Here is a 17,455-nt window from a genome sequence, read left to right on the forward strand (position 1 = left end):
TTGTGCAATATGCACAAGGCTATTTTCAATAGTTTTTAATAATTAGCAGCAATATCCACCGTAGCCGCCTGCGTAACCGCCGTAACCACCATAGCCACAACCGCCGCCTCCGCCGAAGCAGCTAGCACCGATGATAATTAATAAAATAAACAATACAATTAGAAGCGCAAAACCGCCTCCGCAACCATGTCTGCGGTTACAATCATCATGTCTGTGTTCACACTTTTCGCTCATTACCCTATTCCTCCTTTAGTATCATTCATAACAAGTTCACCTTGCTCTAAATGAGGGGATTCCATTTATATTATGTTTTCAGGGCGAATAGGAAGCTTGGCTTACCTAAAAACGGGCTTGTTTTAGGAATTGGGCTTAATCAAAAAAAAGATACCTATTCAGGTATCCTTTAAAGAAACATATTCAACAAAAGAGCAAAACCAAATGCAATAAATGATAATAATGTCTCGAGTACCGTCCACGTTTTAAACGTTTCCTTCACCGTCAAACCTAAATACTCTTTTACAAGCCAGAACCCTGCATCATTTACGTGAGAAAACATTAATGAACCTGCACCGGTTGCAATAACGAGAAGCTCTAAATTCACACCAGACATGTGCTGAATAACTGGTGAAACAATCCCTGCTGCTGTCGTTAATGCTACTGTAGCTGAACCTGTTGCAATTCGAATTAAACCAGCTACCATGAAAGCTAATACGATTGGTGATAACGAAATATGTTCTGCCATTTGTGCAATAGCTGTTCCAACGCCGCTTTCAATTAATATTTGTTTAAATCCACCGCCTGCACCAATTATTAAAATAATAGAACCGACAGGCAATAAACTTTCATCTGTTAATTTTTTAATCATCTTTTTATTAATACCTTGTTTGATACCAAGTAAATAAAATGCTGCGAAACATGAAATAAGTAAGGCGATTACTGGACTTCCTATAAACACGAAAAATTCAGTCATTTTTTTCGGTAATGAAATATATGGTGCAACTACTGATAAAATCATCAATACAACTGGTAGTAAAATAATAAAGAATGAAACTTTACGACTTGGCAAATCAGTTGAGACAGTCGTAACCCGAATAAGCTCTGGTTCATTTTCAGGTATCACCCTTTTATGTACCCACTTTGCAAATATCGGTCCTGCGATAATGGCTGTTGGTAACGCGATAATTAATGAATATAAAAGTACCTTTCCTAAGTTCGCGTTATAAATACCGATTGCTGTCATCGCCCCTGGATGCGGAGGCACGAGCCCGTGAACAATAGATAATCCTGCAATGACAGGTAACGCAATTAATAATATATTTTGCTTCGTCGTTTTTCGAATGGAAATAACAAGTGGTAATAAAATGACGATCCCCACTTCAAAAAACACTGGAATCCCTATAACAAATCCTGCAAATAACATAGCCCAAGGTAGTTTCTTTACACCGAAAAATCGAATAAAGAAATCTGCCACTTGCATGCCGGCCCCTGAATCGGACATCATTTTCCCTAAAATTGTTCCGAGAGCTAAAATACCAACTAAATGCCCTAGTACACTACCAACACCAGTTTCATAGGCAGTCACTATTTTCGTTAAGTTCAGTCCAGACATGATAGCTAAAAACAAACTCGCAACTGTTAAACTAATAAATGCATGCCATTTCCACCATGATACCCCTAAAATAACAATCGCAATTGCAAGTAACGTGACGATTAATAAGTATATATCCATCTCCCATTCTCCTTACTTTATAAAAAAAGAGGGAAAATCCCCTCTTTTTTATACGTCATAATTCACTACATAATGCTGCATTTCTGTATTGTAGTAGCCTTCGCTATATTCAATTACTTCGCCAACTTCATCGTAAGAATAGCGCATGCGTTTTAATAGCGCTGTTCCCTCTTTTTCACCTAGCGCTTCTGCAACGAAATTAGGTGCAAGCCCAACCGCGAATTCATCTCTGAAGTTTTCTAAATGTATACCTCGGTCTTCAACTAAATCATAAAGCGATTGTAAATCAAAGTCCGATAAATCTGTACTTGCCATTCGAGCTGAGAAATAGTGCGTATAATGAATGTACGGTGCATCATTTAACGTATATAAACGTTCGATACGGAAACTCTCTTTGCCGAATAATCGAAATGGCACTGTTCCTTCTTCATTATGAACGACTTCTGCTTTTAGCAATTTCTTCTGTACTTTATATCCTTCTTCCACTAATACTTCTGTAAATTTCTTACCCTTTGACAGTTTTGTCGCAGAAGTATTACGAATCACTTTCGTTCCTTTGCCGCTCTTCTTTTCCAAATATCCTTCTTGAGCGAGTTCTTTAATCGCATTACGCACTGTAATCTTACTAACTTTGAACTCTTCTTCTAATTGCGGTTCTGAAGGAATATTCGTATGAATCGCATATACGCCATGCAATATTCGATCACGAATAATATTTTTTATTTGTAAATATAATGGTCCTTTTTTCCTCGTTACGTTCACTGTTACACCCACTACCTTTCTACATCACCTACTGATGCCGTCATCGCCCGAAGTATATCTTTCTCTGATGACATTGGCGTATCACCGACGATTGTATGTGCTAGCATTCCAGCTGCTGACGCAAATGAAACAGCTTTCTCTGGTGCAAACTCTTTTATCTCGCCATGAATAATTCCGCTCGTATAAGCATCTCCAGCACCTATTCTATCATATACAGAAAACGTAAGTGTTTTTGCAAAAGTGAACGAATCATTTTTACATATAAACCCGCGAAGCGAATGTGTATTATCACTGTTAATAGAGCGATGAGTACCAGCGATTGTAGCGATATGATACGTTTCAGCTACCTTTGGAATGAGATCCAGCAGCTGCGCCTCACGCTCCGTCTCTTCTGTTTTCATCCCAAGAACGAACATCGCATCTTTTTCATTCATCATAACAATATTAGCAAGTCCTAGCATTTCTTCATAATGCGGTTTTGCCTGTTCATATCCGTCTTCTCCCCAAAGTGAGGGACGATAATTACAATCAAAAACGACGGTTCCTCCGTTTTCTTTAACTGCTCTCGCTAAAGATTTCATATGATGACGCACCGTATCATTCATCGCAAGTGTAATACCGCAAAAATGAACGATATCAATTTCCTTTGCGATTTCTTCAAATTTATACATTTCTTCACATGCCGTATTGAAGCTACTTTCTAATCGATTCGAATATGTAACGCGGCTTGCACGTGCACCGAATCCATTTTCTAAAAAATACATACCTACATATTTACCGCCTCTTGAAACAAGAGAAGTTTGAATCCCTAACTTTTGAATGTAAGATACAGCTGCATCTCCAACCGAATTTTCCGGTAAAGTTGAAATAAGAAGCCCTTCATGCCCTAAGTGAGAAAGTGCCGCTACAACGTTCACACCTGTACCTGAAAATGAGTAATTTAACGTGTTAGCTTGCGACAACAATTCATATCCAGGTACTTGCAGGCGCATCATTACTTCGCCGAACGCTGCAATTTTCTTACGCATATTGATCAACTAGCTTTTTCACGACTGCTAATAATTCACGAACATCTTCTACTTTCGTATTACCAGTTTCTTTATCAATAATAGAAGAGTATACGTGCGGGATAACTTGCTCTACATTTGCCTCAAGCGCAATACGTACAATTGTTTCAAAGTTTTCTTTATCAATTCCACCTGTTGGCTCTAATGCGAATCCTTCTTCTGCACAAGCTTTCGCAACTGCGCGATATTCTTCTTCGTGAGCTAGCCCTTTCATTGGGAAGTATTTCAATGAATTTCCGCCCATATCACGTACAAGTGCGATCGCTGTTTTAATTGGAACGATTGCTTTTTCTTCTCCAGCCGCACTAATTGGGCCAGTAGAAATATTTACGTAACCTACTTTTCCTGTTGGCGATACTAAACTATTAATCCAGCTATCTTTTTCGCCAAGATTTGCACGTGTCGCTCCAACTGAAGGAAACACTTGGTTAATATGGCTACCAGGATAATGCTTCGCAATTTCAGCTACAACTGCTGCTTGGCGATTATCTCCTGCGCCTAGTCCGATTGATACAGCGTTATCAATTTCTTTTCCGTATGCTTTCATCGCTGTAACTGCTTCTTCTACTGTTGGGTAGTCTTTTGATAACACTCCTACTACTACATAACCTTCTGCTGCTTCAAAAATATCTTTCGCATTTTGGATATTGTTCGCTAATACATTTAATGCTACGCGGCCTTTATAAAAACGTTTTTGAATATTTGTCATTTTAGTTTCCCCCTACAATTTCTCTCAATTTTTCTTCAATTACATGTATGTCATCACCTTGAAGTGGACGTGGATCGATATCAAAGAATCCTTGTCTTACTCCGTAATCACGTGTGTAAATTGCGATTTCCCCGTCGCGTAATGCAGTCACAACGTCTTTTGCCGATTTATTTAACTCTTTCTCGTTAATATGAATACGTGCTCTAAAGATTGCTCTTCCTGCTTCATCTTGAACGATCGTTACATTTATACCGTTTAATTCTTTCAGCGGCATAAGTACTTGTAATAACTCTTTTTCTTGCTCACTTTTATCTTCTTTTACTCCGTACTCATCAAGCGCTTGAAGTAAACCGAAAGTTGTTTCTTTCCCCACTTTCATACTTCTTCCGATACAATGTAATTGCACTTTCAGCCATTCAATATATTTTCGTTTCCCGCCCACAATACCAGAAGTAGGTCCTTCAATTGCCTTTGAACCGCTATAAATGGCAAGGTCTGCATACTTCACGTATTTTTGAATATCCTCTTCAGCCGCCGCATCGACGATAAGCGGGATATTATTTCGCTGTGCTACTTCCCACGCTTCTTCAACAGAAATCATATTTTTTTGCACTGCATGATGTGATTTCACATAAAGAATTGCTGCTGTATTTTCGCCAATCGCATCTTCAATATGTTCTGCTTTCCCTTCATTTGCGTAGCCAACTTCAACGAGTTTTCCTCCACCTAAGTAAATCATCGTTTCAACAGGAGCACCGTATTGAACGTTATGACCTTTTAACATAATCACTTCGTTTTTCGCGATTACTTCTTGATGAAGTCTTTCACTTTTACGGCGATTTCCTTCTGTAACGATACCAGCGATAGAAAGCGCAATTCCGCTCGAGGCTGAATTCACAACGACCGCTGCCTCTGAATCTAGAATTCTCGCAATATGGTCTCCTGCTTTATCTACTAAATCTGCAATTTCCACATAATTTTGTCCACCATGTTTCATCGCATCCATTACCGTATCTGTAGGAGCAGATACACCTAAAATACTCATTCTACCGCTCGCATTAATTACTCTTTTTAATCCGTACTTAGCATTCAATGAATGACCCATTAATTACAACCCCTTTCGTATCAATTCTTTTTTCAGCAATGCGCTGATCCCCTTCTGAATCAATTAACGTAACCTTCTCATCTTTAACCGTAAATAAAGTTAAGTTTGCAATATCTCCTTCTTGAATACGGCCAAGCTCTGGTTTCTTAAGCCACTCTGCCGCATTTTTCGTAACCGCATCAATCACTTCTTCTAGCGGATAACCTAAGTAAAGGAATTTCGAAAGAACGTGAGCCATACTATACACTGGACCATGTATACGATTCTTCCGGTAAATATCCGTACTAATTGTATTAAAGGCAATATCGTGACGCTTCGCCGCTTCTGCTACTTTAAAAGAAAAGCTAGCATTACCGTGACCAACATCTAAATGCACGCCGCGATTCACCGCAGCTAACAACACAGGTAGCGGTTTCCCTTCTTCATCAAATAAATTATTTTCTTTCCCGTTTAAATAATGTGTAATGACATCATCTTTTTCTAAAAGAGGTACAACTTCCTCTATACGGGGAGGCGCTGAACCGATATGTACCATAATCGGTAATGATGTTTCATGGGATAAAGCGCGCGCTACATGCAGCGGTTCAATTCCACTATCACAAACGACACTTTTACTCATTCTCGCCTTTAACCCAACGATTACATCTTTATACTTTTCTACTGCTTCTATCGCTTTCTCTTTATCTATCCATTCCATATTGGATAATTCATCAATTCGTTTCAAACCGATGCGAGAAATATTTAAAAAGGCAAATAAATTTGTCTTTGCCTGCTCTCTACTTTTTACTAAATCTGCAATGCGATCAGCACCGCAACTACCCGCATCAACAATTGTCGTTACCCCTTGCTTAACGCCAATTTCATCCACCTCATCGCCATACGGATCAAACTCTGGAAAAGCATGAACGTGCAAATCAATCCAGCCACTTGATACGTAAGTACCTGCGTAATCAAGAACCTTTCCACCCTCACCAGCACCAGCTTTTGTCACCTGTGCGATTTTATTATTTTCAATTACAATGTCAATCTCTTCCCCGTTCACACGTTTCACATTACGTAGTACGAATCGTTCTGTCATTGTATTTCCACCCTTTTCTATAAGAAGCCATAAGAATACGCTTACATTAAAGTTTCATTTTATATCTCTTTCACACGTTTAGCGTAACACAAAAAAAGGGAGAAGTAAATATAACGTTATAATGTTTAAAAATACATAAAAAGATGCTCCTCCAAAATGCTAATAGTATAGGAAATTATATCAACGATTTTTTGAATATATCTATCATAACTTACAATATATCAACGATTTTTCAATTATATCTATCATAACTTATAATATATTAACGATTCGACAAAGAATATCGATTTACCGACAAAAAACGTCACTTCCTTTCTTATATAAGAAAAGGCTGTCCCAAATGGCACAGCCTTTTTCTCTATTCCTGAATCGTCACAATAACCCCATCCATATTGTTCCCGGAAATTTCATACTGCTTGTTTGCTGGAACGTTCACTTTCGTATTCTCAGAAACTTTATAATAAGAAACAGTATATTTCTTACCTTCTACTTCAGTTGAAACCTCTTTTTCCTCTTTTAAAAACTCTAAATATTCCTCTAGTGTAAAATTCTTTTTTTGCATAATTGCGCTATGAGGTAGGCCGACATAACGGATATGCCATGGCTCATATTGAATTCCAGTAATGTTACTTTTATTTTTCGGATAACGTAATACAAAGCCATGCTTCCATACGTTCTCTTCAATCCATTTTCCTTCAGGCGCTTTCTCCATTTTCTTTTGAGTAGACCCAATGTCCAGTGATAATCCTAAATTATGTTCACTGTATCCTGCTGGAAGTGCATAATCAGATCCCATTTTTTCATATAGCTGTTTTTGCTCTTGGAAATCTCTATAACCACTACTAATCAAAAAATGGTTAACACTTTCTTTTCCAGCCGCATCGACTACGTTCAAAAACTTTTTCACAACATCCTTTGATAAACGAAGATTTCTATCAAATATTACATAACCTCTCACTAATTCACTATTATGATTTACATTTATAATATCAGACCTAATACTATCTTTTTTTACTGGATAATCCCTGTTAACTAATAATAAATCACCCTTATAAATTTGTTCCTTCGTAATCTCTTTCCTCTCGGTGTTTGCCGCCTTTACTAGCTCATCTTTCCCGACAATTTTAACATCGATTTCCTTTTGAAATAACGGTGATATATAAACGCCTACACATACTGTGCATGCTATAAAAAAAGAAATAAATACCCACTTTTTCATTTCTAGTTCCTCCTTAACGTAACTTACGTATAGAATAGAAAAAACTATTAAAATAAAAAGTGGGGTAAAGTTTAAATTTTTATTAAATTGTTACATTCTCGTCTTTTGGCAATCGTACTTCAAATAGCGTTCTAACTACATTGCTCTCAGCAGAAATCGTACCGTTATGTTGCTCGACAATATTTTTCGCAATAAATAGTCCTAGGCCAGTCCCGCCACGGTTCTCAGTTCTTGCTTTATCACCTGTATAGAACATATCAAAAAGATACGGTAAATCTTCTTCCGGAATGCTATCTCCGTAATTCATAATTTGTACGACAACTTCTCCATTATCAACATATCCATTCATATCAACAAATTGCCCATCATACCCGTAACGAACGGCATTTGTTAATAAGTTTTCAAATACTCTAGCTAACAATTTTCCATCACCGTGCATCGGTAAATGAGGAGCCACGTTCAATCTAGCTTCTAAATGATGTTTTTCTAATAACGGATACAATTCCTCCTCTAACTGTATAAGCAACTCACTTATATCAATCGGCTTTTTATCCAGCTTTAGCATGCCATAATTCATACGTGTAATTTCAAATAGCTCATCAATTAAACTTTCCAGTCTTTGCGATTTTGTATATGCAATTGTGGAGAAATGTTTAATTTGTTCTTTTGTTAAATTTTCATCTTTAAGAATTAAATCTAAATATCCTAACACGGATGTTAACGGTGTTCTTAAATCATGAGCTAAATTCACAACAAGCTGATCTTTACTACTTTCTGCAAAATCTCCTCTTTCAACAGCTTCTTTTAACTTTTCACTTGCAACATTTATTTCACGCGCGATATTTCCAAACTCATCATTTGATGAAACTTGAACTTTATTCGTAAAGTTACCGTTCGCAAGATGATGAATCCCATTAGAAATTTCATCAAAGTATTTTAAATACGGTTTTGTCAAAAAGAAGAAAAAGATAATAGATAACGGAATAAAGAAAATTAAAAAGAAGTTAATGTCTCCAAATTCCCTTACCATTGACCTAAATTGTGCTAAAGGCTCTTCGTAGCGAACCATCGTTTTATAATACAACTGCAATCCTTTATAAATTATATAAGTTACAGTTGCTGCAAGCACCATACTTAACGCAAATAAGGCAATCATTTTAAATCGAAAACTTTTCATCATATTAGCCATTGAAAGTATAACCTACTCCCCACACTGTTTTTATTAATTTATCCTTTCTTTTATCTTCTCCAAGTTTCTTCCGCAAAGTACGAATATGTACCATTACTGTATTTCCACCTTCATAATAATCATCCGCCCATACGTGCTGAAAAATATTTTCCACATTGTATACTTTCTTCGGATGACTCGCTAATAAATATAAAATATCGAACTCTTTCGGCGTTAATTCAATTTGCTCACCATACACATCAACCGTCCTGCGCTCAGGATTAATTACGACTCCGCCTATTTCTAAAGCAGATTTACTCTCCGCTACTTTCGGTTGATTTAACGTAAAAAACCTACGCAGTTGTGCATTTACACGTGCAACTAATTCTATCGGTGTGAAAGGCTTCGTCATATAATCATCCGCACCTAGTACAAGACCTGTCACCTTATCAAAGTCCGAAGTTTTCGCGCTTAAAAAAATAATTGGCATATGATGTTTCGCGCGAATTTGACGCGTCACCTCATAACCATCCATTTTCGGCATCATAATATCTAAAACTACCAAATCGATTGGCTGCGTTTCAATAATATGAACCGCCTCTTCCCCATCCGCTGCTTTCACAACATGGTACCCTTCTTTTTCTAAATGTATCTCAATTAAGTCAGCAATTTCCGCCTCATCATCAGCTATTAAAATTGAAATGCGCTTCATTTTACTCCCCCTTTTCCATTCCATTTTTATACGCTCGATTGTAAACTAGTCTATCCAATTTGTACAATACGAAAAGGCTACTCGTTAAAGTAACCTTGGTAAATAAAATTATATCAGCGATTTTCCAATTATATTGACTTACCGACAATGAACGACAAAATCCTCTCGCTACTTGCGGGCATCCTAACGCAACTTCCATTTACCGTTCAAAAACAATCCGCTGCTTCGTGATTTCCGCCAGCCTTCCGCGGTCTACTTCATACTCAGTATCAACGCTTTGTGGTACAATCACTTTCCCGCTCTCAAGCATCACTTCCGGCGAAATAATATCCTTCTCCCAATGTCTGCTAGAAGCGGATATATCGCCTGGAATCGTAAAGTTCGGCAATGAAGCAAGAGCAACATTTTGCGCTCGTGAAATCCCCATCTCCACCATACCACCGCACCAAACGGGTATGTTATGTTCCATACAATAATTATGAATTTGAACCGACTCTGTTAATCCGCCCACTCGCCCTGGCTTAATGTTAACGATGCGGCAACTACCAAGCGTAATCGCAACGCGTGCGTCTTCTAAACCATGAATACTTTCATCTAAACAAATCGGCGTTTCAATTTTCTTTTGCAACTCCGCGTGATCAAGAAAATCGTAATCCGCTAACGGTTGTTCAATCATCATTAATTGGAATTCATCTAGTCGTTTCAGCCTCTCTGTATCCGCTAATGTATATGCTGAATTTGCATCAGCCATTAGCGGGATATGCGGAAACTCTTTTCGAATTTCTTTTAATAACTCATAATCATGCTCTGGCTTTATTTTCACTTTAAAACGCTCGTATCCTTCTTCCGCGTACTTCTCGATTTGTTTTAACATAACTGGAATCGTATTAAGGCCAATTACAACGCCGACTTCAATTTCATGACTAGTTCCGCCAAGTACTGTCGCTAGCGATTTCTTTTGACGCTTCGCATATAAACCCCAAACAGCCCCCTCTATTCCGGCTTTTGCCATTCGGTTTCTTTTTATATGTTGAAATAGACCCGGTACCTCATTCGGATGAGAAATTTCAGCCTTTAATAAATCAGGTATTAAAAAGTCTTGCAGTACATGCAGCGCTGTCTTCACCGTTTCTTCCGTATACCACGGTTCAGAGAATGCAACGACTTCCCCAAATCCGATGTACCCGTCCGTATCCTCTAATTCAATAACGATACTCTCACGCTTTTCGTAAGTCCCGTAGCTTGCAGCAAACGGGATGACGAGTGGCATTTCCGTTATATGAAGTGTCGCTTTTTTTATCTCCACCTACATCTCCTCCACTAATTGTCTTAACTCTCGTCTTAACAATTTTTTCGAAGCGTTACGTGGTAATTCCTCTAAGAAACATGCTTTCTTCGGCACTTTATATTTCGCTAATTTCTCCTCGCAAAAATGAAGAATTTCTTCTTCTGTTACCGCCCCACTTTTCACAACAAAAGCAGCTGGTACTTGTCCCCATTTATCGTCAGCCATGCCGACAACACCAGCTTCCGCTACTGCCGGATGAGAAAGCAACACTTCTTCAATTTGAGCTGGATATATATTCTCTCCGCCAGAAATAATTAAATCACTGCGGCGATCTAATACGTATAAAAACCCTTCTTCGTCTAAATAACCGAGGTCGCCAGTATGAAGCCATCCGTTTTGAATAGTCTCTCGCGTCGCATCTTCACGGTTAAAGTAACCGCCTGTTACGTTCGGTCCTTTTACTACAATCTCACCTTCCGCAAATGGTGGCACTACTACGCCATCTTTTTCAATACGAAGTTGGCACTGAAATAGTGGTTTTCCAGCTGATCCTACTTTCGTTAACATGTAATCTGCGGATAACGTACAAATTTGCGAAGATGTTTCTGTCATACCGTACGTTTGATACACTGGGATTCCTTTTTCCACACATGTTTCTAATAACGGTTTCGGCGCTGGTCCTCCGCCAAGTAACATGCATCGTAAAGAAGATGGATATGTCCCTTCTCCAAGTCGCTCTAATAAATCAGTTAACATTTTAGAAACGACAGAAATAATTGTTACTCCTCTCGTTTGAAGTGCTTTATGAATAAAATCAGCATCATATTTCGGAACAAGTAAAATACGCATGCCGTACATAATGTTTTTCATTAAAAGAGATAGCCCGCCAACATGGAACATCGGCATGCAGGCTAACCAACAATCATCATCACGAAGTCCTAAATTAAGCGACGAACCGACTGCGCTTGCCCAATGATTGCCGTACGTTAAAATAACGCCTTTCGGTTTGCCTGTCGTCCCAGACGTATAAATAATTGTCATCGCTTCTTCTAAAGAAAACTCTTCTTGTATAGAGGCTTCCTCTTTTGGTCCATTCATCACTTCGGCGAATGAATAAACAGGAACATCTTTAGCATCAAAATCTTGATCCGTTACTAAACAAACAACTTCAGCATCATCCATTTGCCAAAGTAGCTCTTCTCTTGAAAGACGCGTATTTAAAAGCACAGCTACTGCACCTACATAAGATAGGGCGTGAATAACTGTAATCATCTCCATACCATTTTTCATCAGAACAGCCACCTTTTGCCCTCGCTCCACTCCAACATGCGTGAGGTGTTCACAAACAGATACTACTTTTTCATGTAGCTCCATAAAAGTAACTTTCTCTTCCTCTATTTCAATTGCAGTGCGATCTGGTGTTAAAAATGCACGTTGCATTAACCAATTTGGCATCGTCTCCATCATTCATTCTCCTTTCATGAAAGAAAGAGACTTGATATGATATCAAGTCTCTTAGTTGTTTTGTTTCCGGTTTAATCTCATCTAGCTACGCCTCCTAGACCCTTCCGTCTAAGAACCTTCCGCACGAGAACGTAAAAAACACTTTCTGTGCGAAAGAACCTTAGCCAACGGGGCTAAACAGTCGGCTCCGCTTTCATCACGGGAAACGAGGGAATTGACCGAAGTCCGGACTGCGTTTTTCTTTGAATGCGTCGCGACCTTCTTTTGCTTCGTCAGTTGTGTAGTACAATAACGTTGCATCTCCAGCTAGTTGTTGAATACCAGCTAGACCGTCCGTGTCTGCGTTGAATGCAGCTTTTAGGAAACGAAGTGCCATTGGGCTGTTTGCTAAAATTTCTTGTGCCCATTGTACTGTTTCTGCTTCAAGCTCTTCTAATGGTACTACTGTGTTTACTAAGCCCATATCAAGCGCTTCTTGTGCATTGTATTGACGGCATAGGTACCAAATTTCACGAGCTTTCTTGTGGCCTACCATACGAGCTAGGTAACCAGCTCCGTATCCACCGTCAAAGCTTCCTACTTTAGGACCTGTTTGTCCGAATACAGCGTTGTCTGCAGCGATTGTTAAGTCACATACGATATGAAGTACGTGTCCACCGCCGATTGCATAACCTGCTACCATTGCGATAACTGGTTTAGGAATTGCGCGAATTAGACGTTGTAAGTCTAATACGTTTAGACGAGGGATTTGGTCGTCACCTACATATCCACCATGACCGCGAACTTTTTGGTCGCCGCCAGAACAGAATGCACGTCCACCTTCACCTGTTAAAATGATAACGCCAACATTTGCATCATCACGAGCTTGTGCAAAAGCATCGATTAACTCCATTACCGTTTTTGGACGGAATGCGTTATGTACTTCAGGACGGTTAATCGAAATCTTTGCGATACCATTGTATGTTGAATAAATAATATCTTCGTAATTGCCTTCTTTTACCCATTCAATAGCCATTACAACTACCTCCTTGTATATTTCTGATTTCACCTATAAGTGTGGCTTCCTTCTTGCTGAAAAAAGTATCACTGCATAGTTTTTAGAAATCCCTTTACTATTGTATCAAACTTTTCCGGTTGTTCCACATGAATTGCATGGCCAGCGCCATGAATTTTGACAAATTTCGCATCAGACACGCATTTTTCGATGTTTTTTAATATGCGGAAGAACTTTTCATCATATTCTCCGTTCATTAAAAGAACAGGTATTTTTAAGTTTTTCAGCTCATCCCCCCATGAAGGCTGAGCCCCAGTTCCCATGCCGCGCAAGCTATTTGCGAGCCCTTTTGGGTTGTTAGCAAGCCTCTCTTTTTGTACCGCTTCTTGTACGTTTTTTGCTAAACGTTTTTGCGTTTCAAAAAGTGGAATATCTTCCCATATGGATACAAAACTTTCTATGCCTTCTCGCTCAATTTTATCGGCAAGTCGATCATCTTTTTCACGACGTTCTTTTCTATCCTCTTCGTTTTCGAGCCCAGCTGTACAGTTTTCTAATAAAAGAGAGTGTACATAATCTGGATATAGACATGCCATCGTAATCGCCAATCTACCGCCCATTGAATAGCCAAGTATATGTACTTTTTCAATATGAAGGTAATCTAATAGTTCTTTCATTTGCAATGCCACATTTCGGATGTCATAATGCGTCACATCTTCAGGGCTTTCCGTTTTTCCGTGCCCAACAATATCTACTAAAATGACTTGAAACTGCTCGCTCCAAGAAGGAACGAAGGAACGCCACGTTTCCATGCTTCCCGTAAAACCATGAAGAAGTAGAAGTGGTTCCCCGCTTCCAACTACTTCATATTCATACGATACACCTTGCAGTGTTACGTTCATTTTGATTCACCTTGCAACGATGTAGTAATTACGTCCTGTGTTTTTGCCCATAACGTACGGTGCAATGTTAAGTTTTCATCACGGTTCGTACAAATTTCCACAACGTGTAAACCTTTTGTCGTTGCTCCCTTTTGTACTTCTTCACGGAATTGCTCCCAACCATTTACACGGCTAAATGAACCACCGTACATTTTGACAACGTGCTCATAATCAAGTCCAATTGGTGTTCCAAATAATGATTCAAAATGTTCCTTTTTCTCATATTGTGGTAAGAATGAGAAAATACCCCCGCCATCATTATTTACAACGACAATTGTTATGTTTAATTCATGTAATTTCGCTGCTAATAGCCCATTTAAATCGTGATAAAATGATAAATCACCAATCACTAATACAAGTGGATCGCAAATAATGCTCGCTCCTAAAGCTGTCGAAATGATTCCATCAATACCATTTACGCCACGGTTTGCCATCACATGGATGTTTTTATCCGATGTGAAGAAGAATGAGTCTGTATCACGAATTGGCATACTATTGCTCGCAAATAACGTTGCGTCTTCTGGTAATACGCGCACAATATCTGTAATAACCTTTCCTTCAAATGCAGTTTCATATGTTTCCATTTCACGAAGCGTTTCCTTCGTTTTTTCGTTTATATGTTGCCACATTACGAACCAATCATTCTTCTTCATAACTGGCATTTTTTCTATTACTGCCTTGCAGAATTCAATGTCACTTGCTTGCACAACTTCTGTCGCAATAAGAGCTGGATCTCTCCATTGTCCTGATTCATCGACAACGATATGAACTGCTTTCGTTTGTTTTTTTATGAACTGCGTTAATGATTTAGAAACAGGCATACCACCAAAGCGAATTAACACGTCCGGTTTCCATTTTTCTTTTAACTGCTCATTTCGTAAAAATGTATCATAACAGTCAATTACCATCGTTTTATCGTGGTGTCCGCTACGAATATTAGAAAGTGGATCTGCTAATATAGGATAGCCAGTTTTTTCAGCTAGTTGCGTTGCAAACATTGCAATTTCTGAATGACTATCATCTCCACAAATAATAAGCCCCTTTTCCATATGTGAAAGGCGCCCTACAAGAGAATCTACATATTCACTCGGCATCGTCACGTTTCCTTGCTGAACTACTCTTGTATATTCACTACGTCCTTTATCCCATAAGCTTTCTAGTGAGAAATCAGGGATAAGTGGCTCGCGAACTGGAAAATTAAGATGAACAGGACCCTGCGGCGCTAAACAAGCATTTGCTACTATGCGCTGCGTCGTCATACGAGCGTAATGATACATCGCTTCACTCGCTTCTGGCAGTGCCATCTCTGTAAATTGTTTCACAAAAGTACCGTATAAATTAAATTGATTCATTGCTTGTGGTGCACCCACATCTCTTAATTCATGCGGTCTATCCGCTGTTAAGACGATAAGCGGGACCCTTGAATGAAAAGCTTCACATACAGCTGGATAGTAATTAGCTGCTGCTGTTCCTGACGTACATAATAATGCTACTGGGCGTTTTTTCGCTTTCGCAATACCGAGCGCGAAAAATCCAGCTGATCTTTCATCTACATGTAAATATGTGTTCATTCCTTCGTGTTGTTCCATTAGTAAAGCAATCGGCGTTGACCGTGAGCCTGGACTAATGACAACATCACATACATCTAGACGCGTCAGTTCATCCACGAACGCGCCTAAATAATATGATAATGCTTCTATATGATTGTTCATTTCATTAATTCCTCCAAAGCACCAAGCATCGGTCTAAACTTCAAACTTGTTTCTTCATATTCAAGCTGCGGGATTGAATCAATTACAATACCACAACCGGCAAATAAGGATGCTTTCTCGCCGTTTAATAATCCGCAGCGCAGCGCAACCGCAAATTCACCATTTCCTTCATCATCTATCCAGCCAATCGGTGCACCATACAACCCTCTGTCTAACAATTCAACATCACGGATCAGTTTCATCGCTTCCAAACGAGGTGTCCCGCCAAGAGCTGGTGTTGGATGTAATTCTTCTACCATTGTTAAAAGACTCGCATCGCCTTTTGCTTCTACAGGCGTATATAAGTGAATTAAGTTTTTCGTTGTTAATAAACCTGGGCTTTCCGGAATATTAACGTATTCGCAATGTTCATTTAGTACCGAGCGGATCATGTTAACGACATAACCATGTTCAGCTAAATTCTTTTCATCATGAAGAAGCGCATTACTATTTCGTTCACTTTCTTCTATAGAATGACCATGACCGATTGAACCAGCAAGACACATCGATGTAAATTTCTCATCTTCTTTGCGAATTAATCTCTCAGGCGTCGCTCCTAAGAAGCATGCTCCTTTATAATCAAAAGAAAATACGTAACAATCCGGTTGACCAATGCGAAGTGCTTCTAAAACAAGAGCAGAATCAATCGAATGGTTCATCTCTACTTTTAGTTCCCTCGCCAATACAACCTTCTGCACGTTACCCTGCTTCATCTCATCTTGTACTTTTTCAATTGCTTTCATCCAGCCTTTCGGATCCACTTCTACTTTAGAAATAACAGTTAATTTCGATCCGTTTAGCGCACATTTACTCTCCTCAAAAATTTTCTCTTCTAAAGAAATCATTTCATTATAAACAGTTTCTGCACAATCTGTTGCTGCAACAAATGTATTCATCGTTAACCATGCTTTTTCATTTTTTACAGTTAATAAAAATGCTGGTAGTGAAAATGTCGTATCTTTAAATTCTTTCCATAGGTCCGTTTTCTCTTTTTCTGGATCAAATGAAAAACCACCAAATAAAAGCGGACCCGTTCCAAATTCATATTCATCTCTTTGGACAAATGCATTCTCTTTTACTTTCTCCCACTCGTCACGAGCGGTTTGAAAGCGCTTATGAGAAGAATTTGCTATAGTGAAAACAGAGCCAATTCCTGCAAATATTACATGCTGAGCCGGGTCTGCAAAATAACATCTATTTTCGAATGAAATCCTTTTTCCTGCTGCATAGAACAGAAGCGGATCCACCCAGTCTATTTGTTTTACAAAACTAACCAATGTTTTTTCGTTAGTTGCACGCTTGATAGCTGCAATAAGAACTTCTTGCAAGCCTTTTTGTTTCGTTTGAATCACAATTGTCTCCCCCCTATGGGCGAAAAATAGTCATAATTACGCTTGATTTTAAGATACACCTCAAACGAAAGGCCTGTCAACGTTTAGCATTTCTGAGAAATTCACCTTCTCTTCCT

At 38.8% G+C, this 17,455-nt stretch carries 16 protein-coding genes; all 16 read right to left on the reverse strand.

The genetic code is table 11. The annotated features are described in order from the left end of the window. Positions 1-42: 42 nt before the first annotated feature. Complete coding sequence (locus N2V79_RS23790) at positions 43-234, reverse strand: YjcZ family sporulation protein (protein ID WP_001290392.1); 192 nt, start codon at positions 232-234, stop codon at positions 43-45. Between the two features lie 169 nt (positions 235-403). Further along, entirely contained in the window at positions 404-1,729 is a 1,326-nt protein-coding gene (gene gntP, locus N2V79_RS23795; RefSeq protein WP_025686764.1) for a gluconate permease GntP, read from the reverse strand. A 48-nt stretch (positions 1,730-1,777) separates the two neighbouring features. Then, positions 1,778-2,503 (reverse strand): GntR family transcriptional regulator, encoded by a 726-nt coding sequence (locus N2V79_RS23800; RefSeq protein ID WP_340720263.1) that lies wholly within the window; start codon positions 2,501-2,503, stop codon positions 1,778-1,780. Beyond that, positions 2,503-3,519: a sugar kinase gene (locus N2V79_RS23805; protein ID WP_340720264.1), complete on the reverse strand. Its 1,017-nt coding sequence runs from the start codon at positions 3,517-3,519 to the stop codon at positions 2,503-2,505. Before N2V79_RS23805 ends, N2V79_RS23800 begins: the two co-directional genes overlap by 1 nt. Beyond that, entirely contained in the window at positions 3,512-4,267 is a 756-nt protein-coding gene (gene dagF, locus N2V79_RS23810; protein WP_340720265.1) for a 2-dehydro-3-deoxy-phosphogluconate aldolase, read from the reverse strand. The genes N2V79_RS23805 and dagF overlap by 8 nt, the downstream gene beginning before the upstream one ends. A gap of 1 nt (position 4,268) precedes the next feature. Further along, positions 4,269-5,372 (reverse strand): DgaE family pyridoxal phosphate-dependent ammonia lyase, encoded by a 1,104-nt coding sequence (locus N2V79_RS23815; RefSeq protein ID WP_197242905.1) that lies wholly within the window; start codon positions 5,370-5,372, stop codon positions 4,269-4,271. Continuing rightward, entirely contained in the window at positions 5,350-6,450 is a 1,101-nt protein-coding gene (locus N2V79_RS23820; protein WP_340720266.1) for an amidohydrolase/deacetylase family metallohydrolase, read from the reverse strand. Before N2V79_RS23820 ends, N2V79_RS23815 begins: the two co-directional genes overlap by 23 nt. Positions 6,451-6,808: 358 nt before the next feature. After that, complete coding sequence (locus N2V79_RS23825; RefSeq protein WP_098680059.1) at positions 6,809-7,669, reverse strand: M15 family metallopeptidase; 861 nt, start codon at positions 7,667-7,669, stop codon at positions 6,809-6,811. An 82-nt stretch (positions 7,670-7,751) separates the two neighbouring features. After that, on the reverse strand, positions 7,752-8,858 hold the full coding sequence (locus tag N2V79_RS23830; protein ID WP_000002599.1) for a sensor histidine kinase: 1,107 nt from the start codon (positions 8,856-8,858) through the stop codon (positions 7,752-7,754). Further along, entirely contained in the window at positions 8,851-9,549 is a 699-nt protein-coding gene (locus N2V79_RS23835; protein ID WP_000822510.1) for a response regulator transcription factor, read from the reverse strand. Before N2V79_RS23835 ends, N2V79_RS23830 begins: the two co-directional genes overlap by 8 nt. A 199-nt stretch (positions 9,550-9,748) precedes the next feature. Next, a complete protein-coding gene (menC, locus tag N2V79_RS23840; protein ID WP_197242913.1) occupies positions 9,749-10,855 on the reverse strand; it encodes an o-succinylbenzoate synthase in 1,107 nt (368 codons plus the stop codon). After that, positions 10,856-12,301, reverse strand: a complete 1,446-nt coding sequence (locus tag N2V79_RS23845; protein WP_197242914.1) for an o-succinylbenzoate--CoA ligase — start codon at positions 12,299-12,301, stop codon at positions 10,856-10,858. It abuts the gene before it with no gap. Positions 12,302-12,497: 196 nt separating this feature from the next. Beyond that, positions 12,498-13,316: a 1,4-dihydroxy-2-naphthoyl-CoA synthase gene (gene menB, locus N2V79_RS23850; RefSeq protein ID WP_000963881.1), complete on the reverse strand. Its 819-nt coding sequence runs from the start codon at positions 13,314-13,316 to the stop codon at positions 12,498-12,500. A 68-nt stretch (positions 13,317-13,384) separates the two neighbouring features. Next, complete coding sequence (gene menH / locus N2V79_RS23855) at positions 13,385-14,197, reverse strand: 2-succinyl-6-hydroxy-2,4-cyclohexadiene-1-carboxylate synthase (protein WP_340720267.1); 813 nt, start codon at positions 14,195-14,197, stop codon at positions 13,385-13,387. Then, positions 14,194-15,948: a 2-succinyl-5-enolpyruvyl-6-hydroxy-3-cyclohexene-1-carboxylic-acid synthase gene (gene menD / locus N2V79_RS23860; RefSeq protein ID WP_098678738.1), complete on the reverse strand. Its 1,755-nt coding sequence runs from the start codon at positions 15,946-15,948 to the stop codon at positions 14,194-14,196. Before menD ends, menH begins: the two co-directional genes overlap by 4 nt. Next, positions 15,945-17,339: an isochorismate synthase gene (locus tag N2V79_RS23865; RefSeq protein ID WP_098250691.1), complete on the reverse strand. Its 1,395-nt coding sequence runs from the start codon at positions 17,337-17,339 to the stop codon at positions 15,945-15,947. Before N2V79_RS23865 ends, menD begins: the two co-directional genes overlap by 4 nt. Positions 17,340-17,455 lie beyond the last annotated feature (116 nt).

It is taken from the genome of Bacillus sp. CH_70 (assembly GCF_038007045.1).
GTDB classification, from domain to species: Bacteria; Bacillota; Bacilli; order Bacillales; family Bacillaceae_G; genus Bacillus_A; species Bacillus_A cereus.

Coding starts and splice junctions, on each gene's coding strand:
- N2V79_RS23790 (WP_001290392.1), bottom strand. CDS start 234: ATGAGCGAAAAGTGTGAACACAGACATGATGATTGTAACCGCAGACAT.
- gntP (WP_025686764.1), bottom strand. CDS start 1,729: ATGGATATATACTTATTAATCGTCACGTTACTTGCAATTGCGATTGTT.
- N2V79_RS23805 (WP_340720264.1), bottom strand. CDS start 3,519: ATGCGTAAGAAAATTGCAGCGTTCGGCGAAGTAATGATGCGCCTGCAA.
- dagF (WP_340720265.1), bottom strand. CDS start 4,267: ATGACAAATATTCAAAAACGTTTTTATAAAGGCCGCGTAGCATTAAAT.
- N2V79_RS23815 (WP_197242905.1), bottom strand. CDS start 5,372: ATGGGTCATTCATTGAATGCTAAGTACGGATTAAAAAGAGTAATTAAT.
- N2V79_RS23820 (WP_340720266.1), bottom strand. CDS start 6,450: ATGACAGAACGATTCGTACTACGTAATGTGAAACGTGTGAACGGGGAA.
- N2V79_RS23825 (WP_098680059.1), bottom strand. CDS start 7,669: ATGAAAAAGTGGGTATTTATTTCTTTTTTTATAGCATGCACAGTATGT.
- N2V79_RS23830 (WP_000002599.1), bottom strand. CDS start 8,858: ATGGCTAATATGATGAAAAGTTTTCGATTTAAAATGATTGCCTTATTT.
- N2V79_RS23835 (WP_000822510.1), bottom strand. CDS start 9,549: ATGAAGCGCATTTCAATTTTAATAGCTGATGATGAGGCGGAAATTGCT.
- N2V79_RS23845 (WP_197242914.1), bottom strand. CDS start 12,301: ATGGAGACGATGCCAAATTGGTTAATGCAACGTGCATTTTTAACACCA.
- menB (WP_000963881.1), bottom strand. CDS start 13,316: ATGGCTATTGAATGGGTAAAAGAAGGCAATTACGAAGATATTATTTAT.
- menH (WP_340720267.1), bottom strand. CDS start 14,197: ATGAACGTAACACTGCAAGGTGTATCGTATGAATATGAAGTAGTTGGA.
- menD (WP_098678738.1), bottom strand. CDS start 15,948: ATGAACAATCATATAGAAGCATTATCATATTATTTAGGCGCGTTCGTG.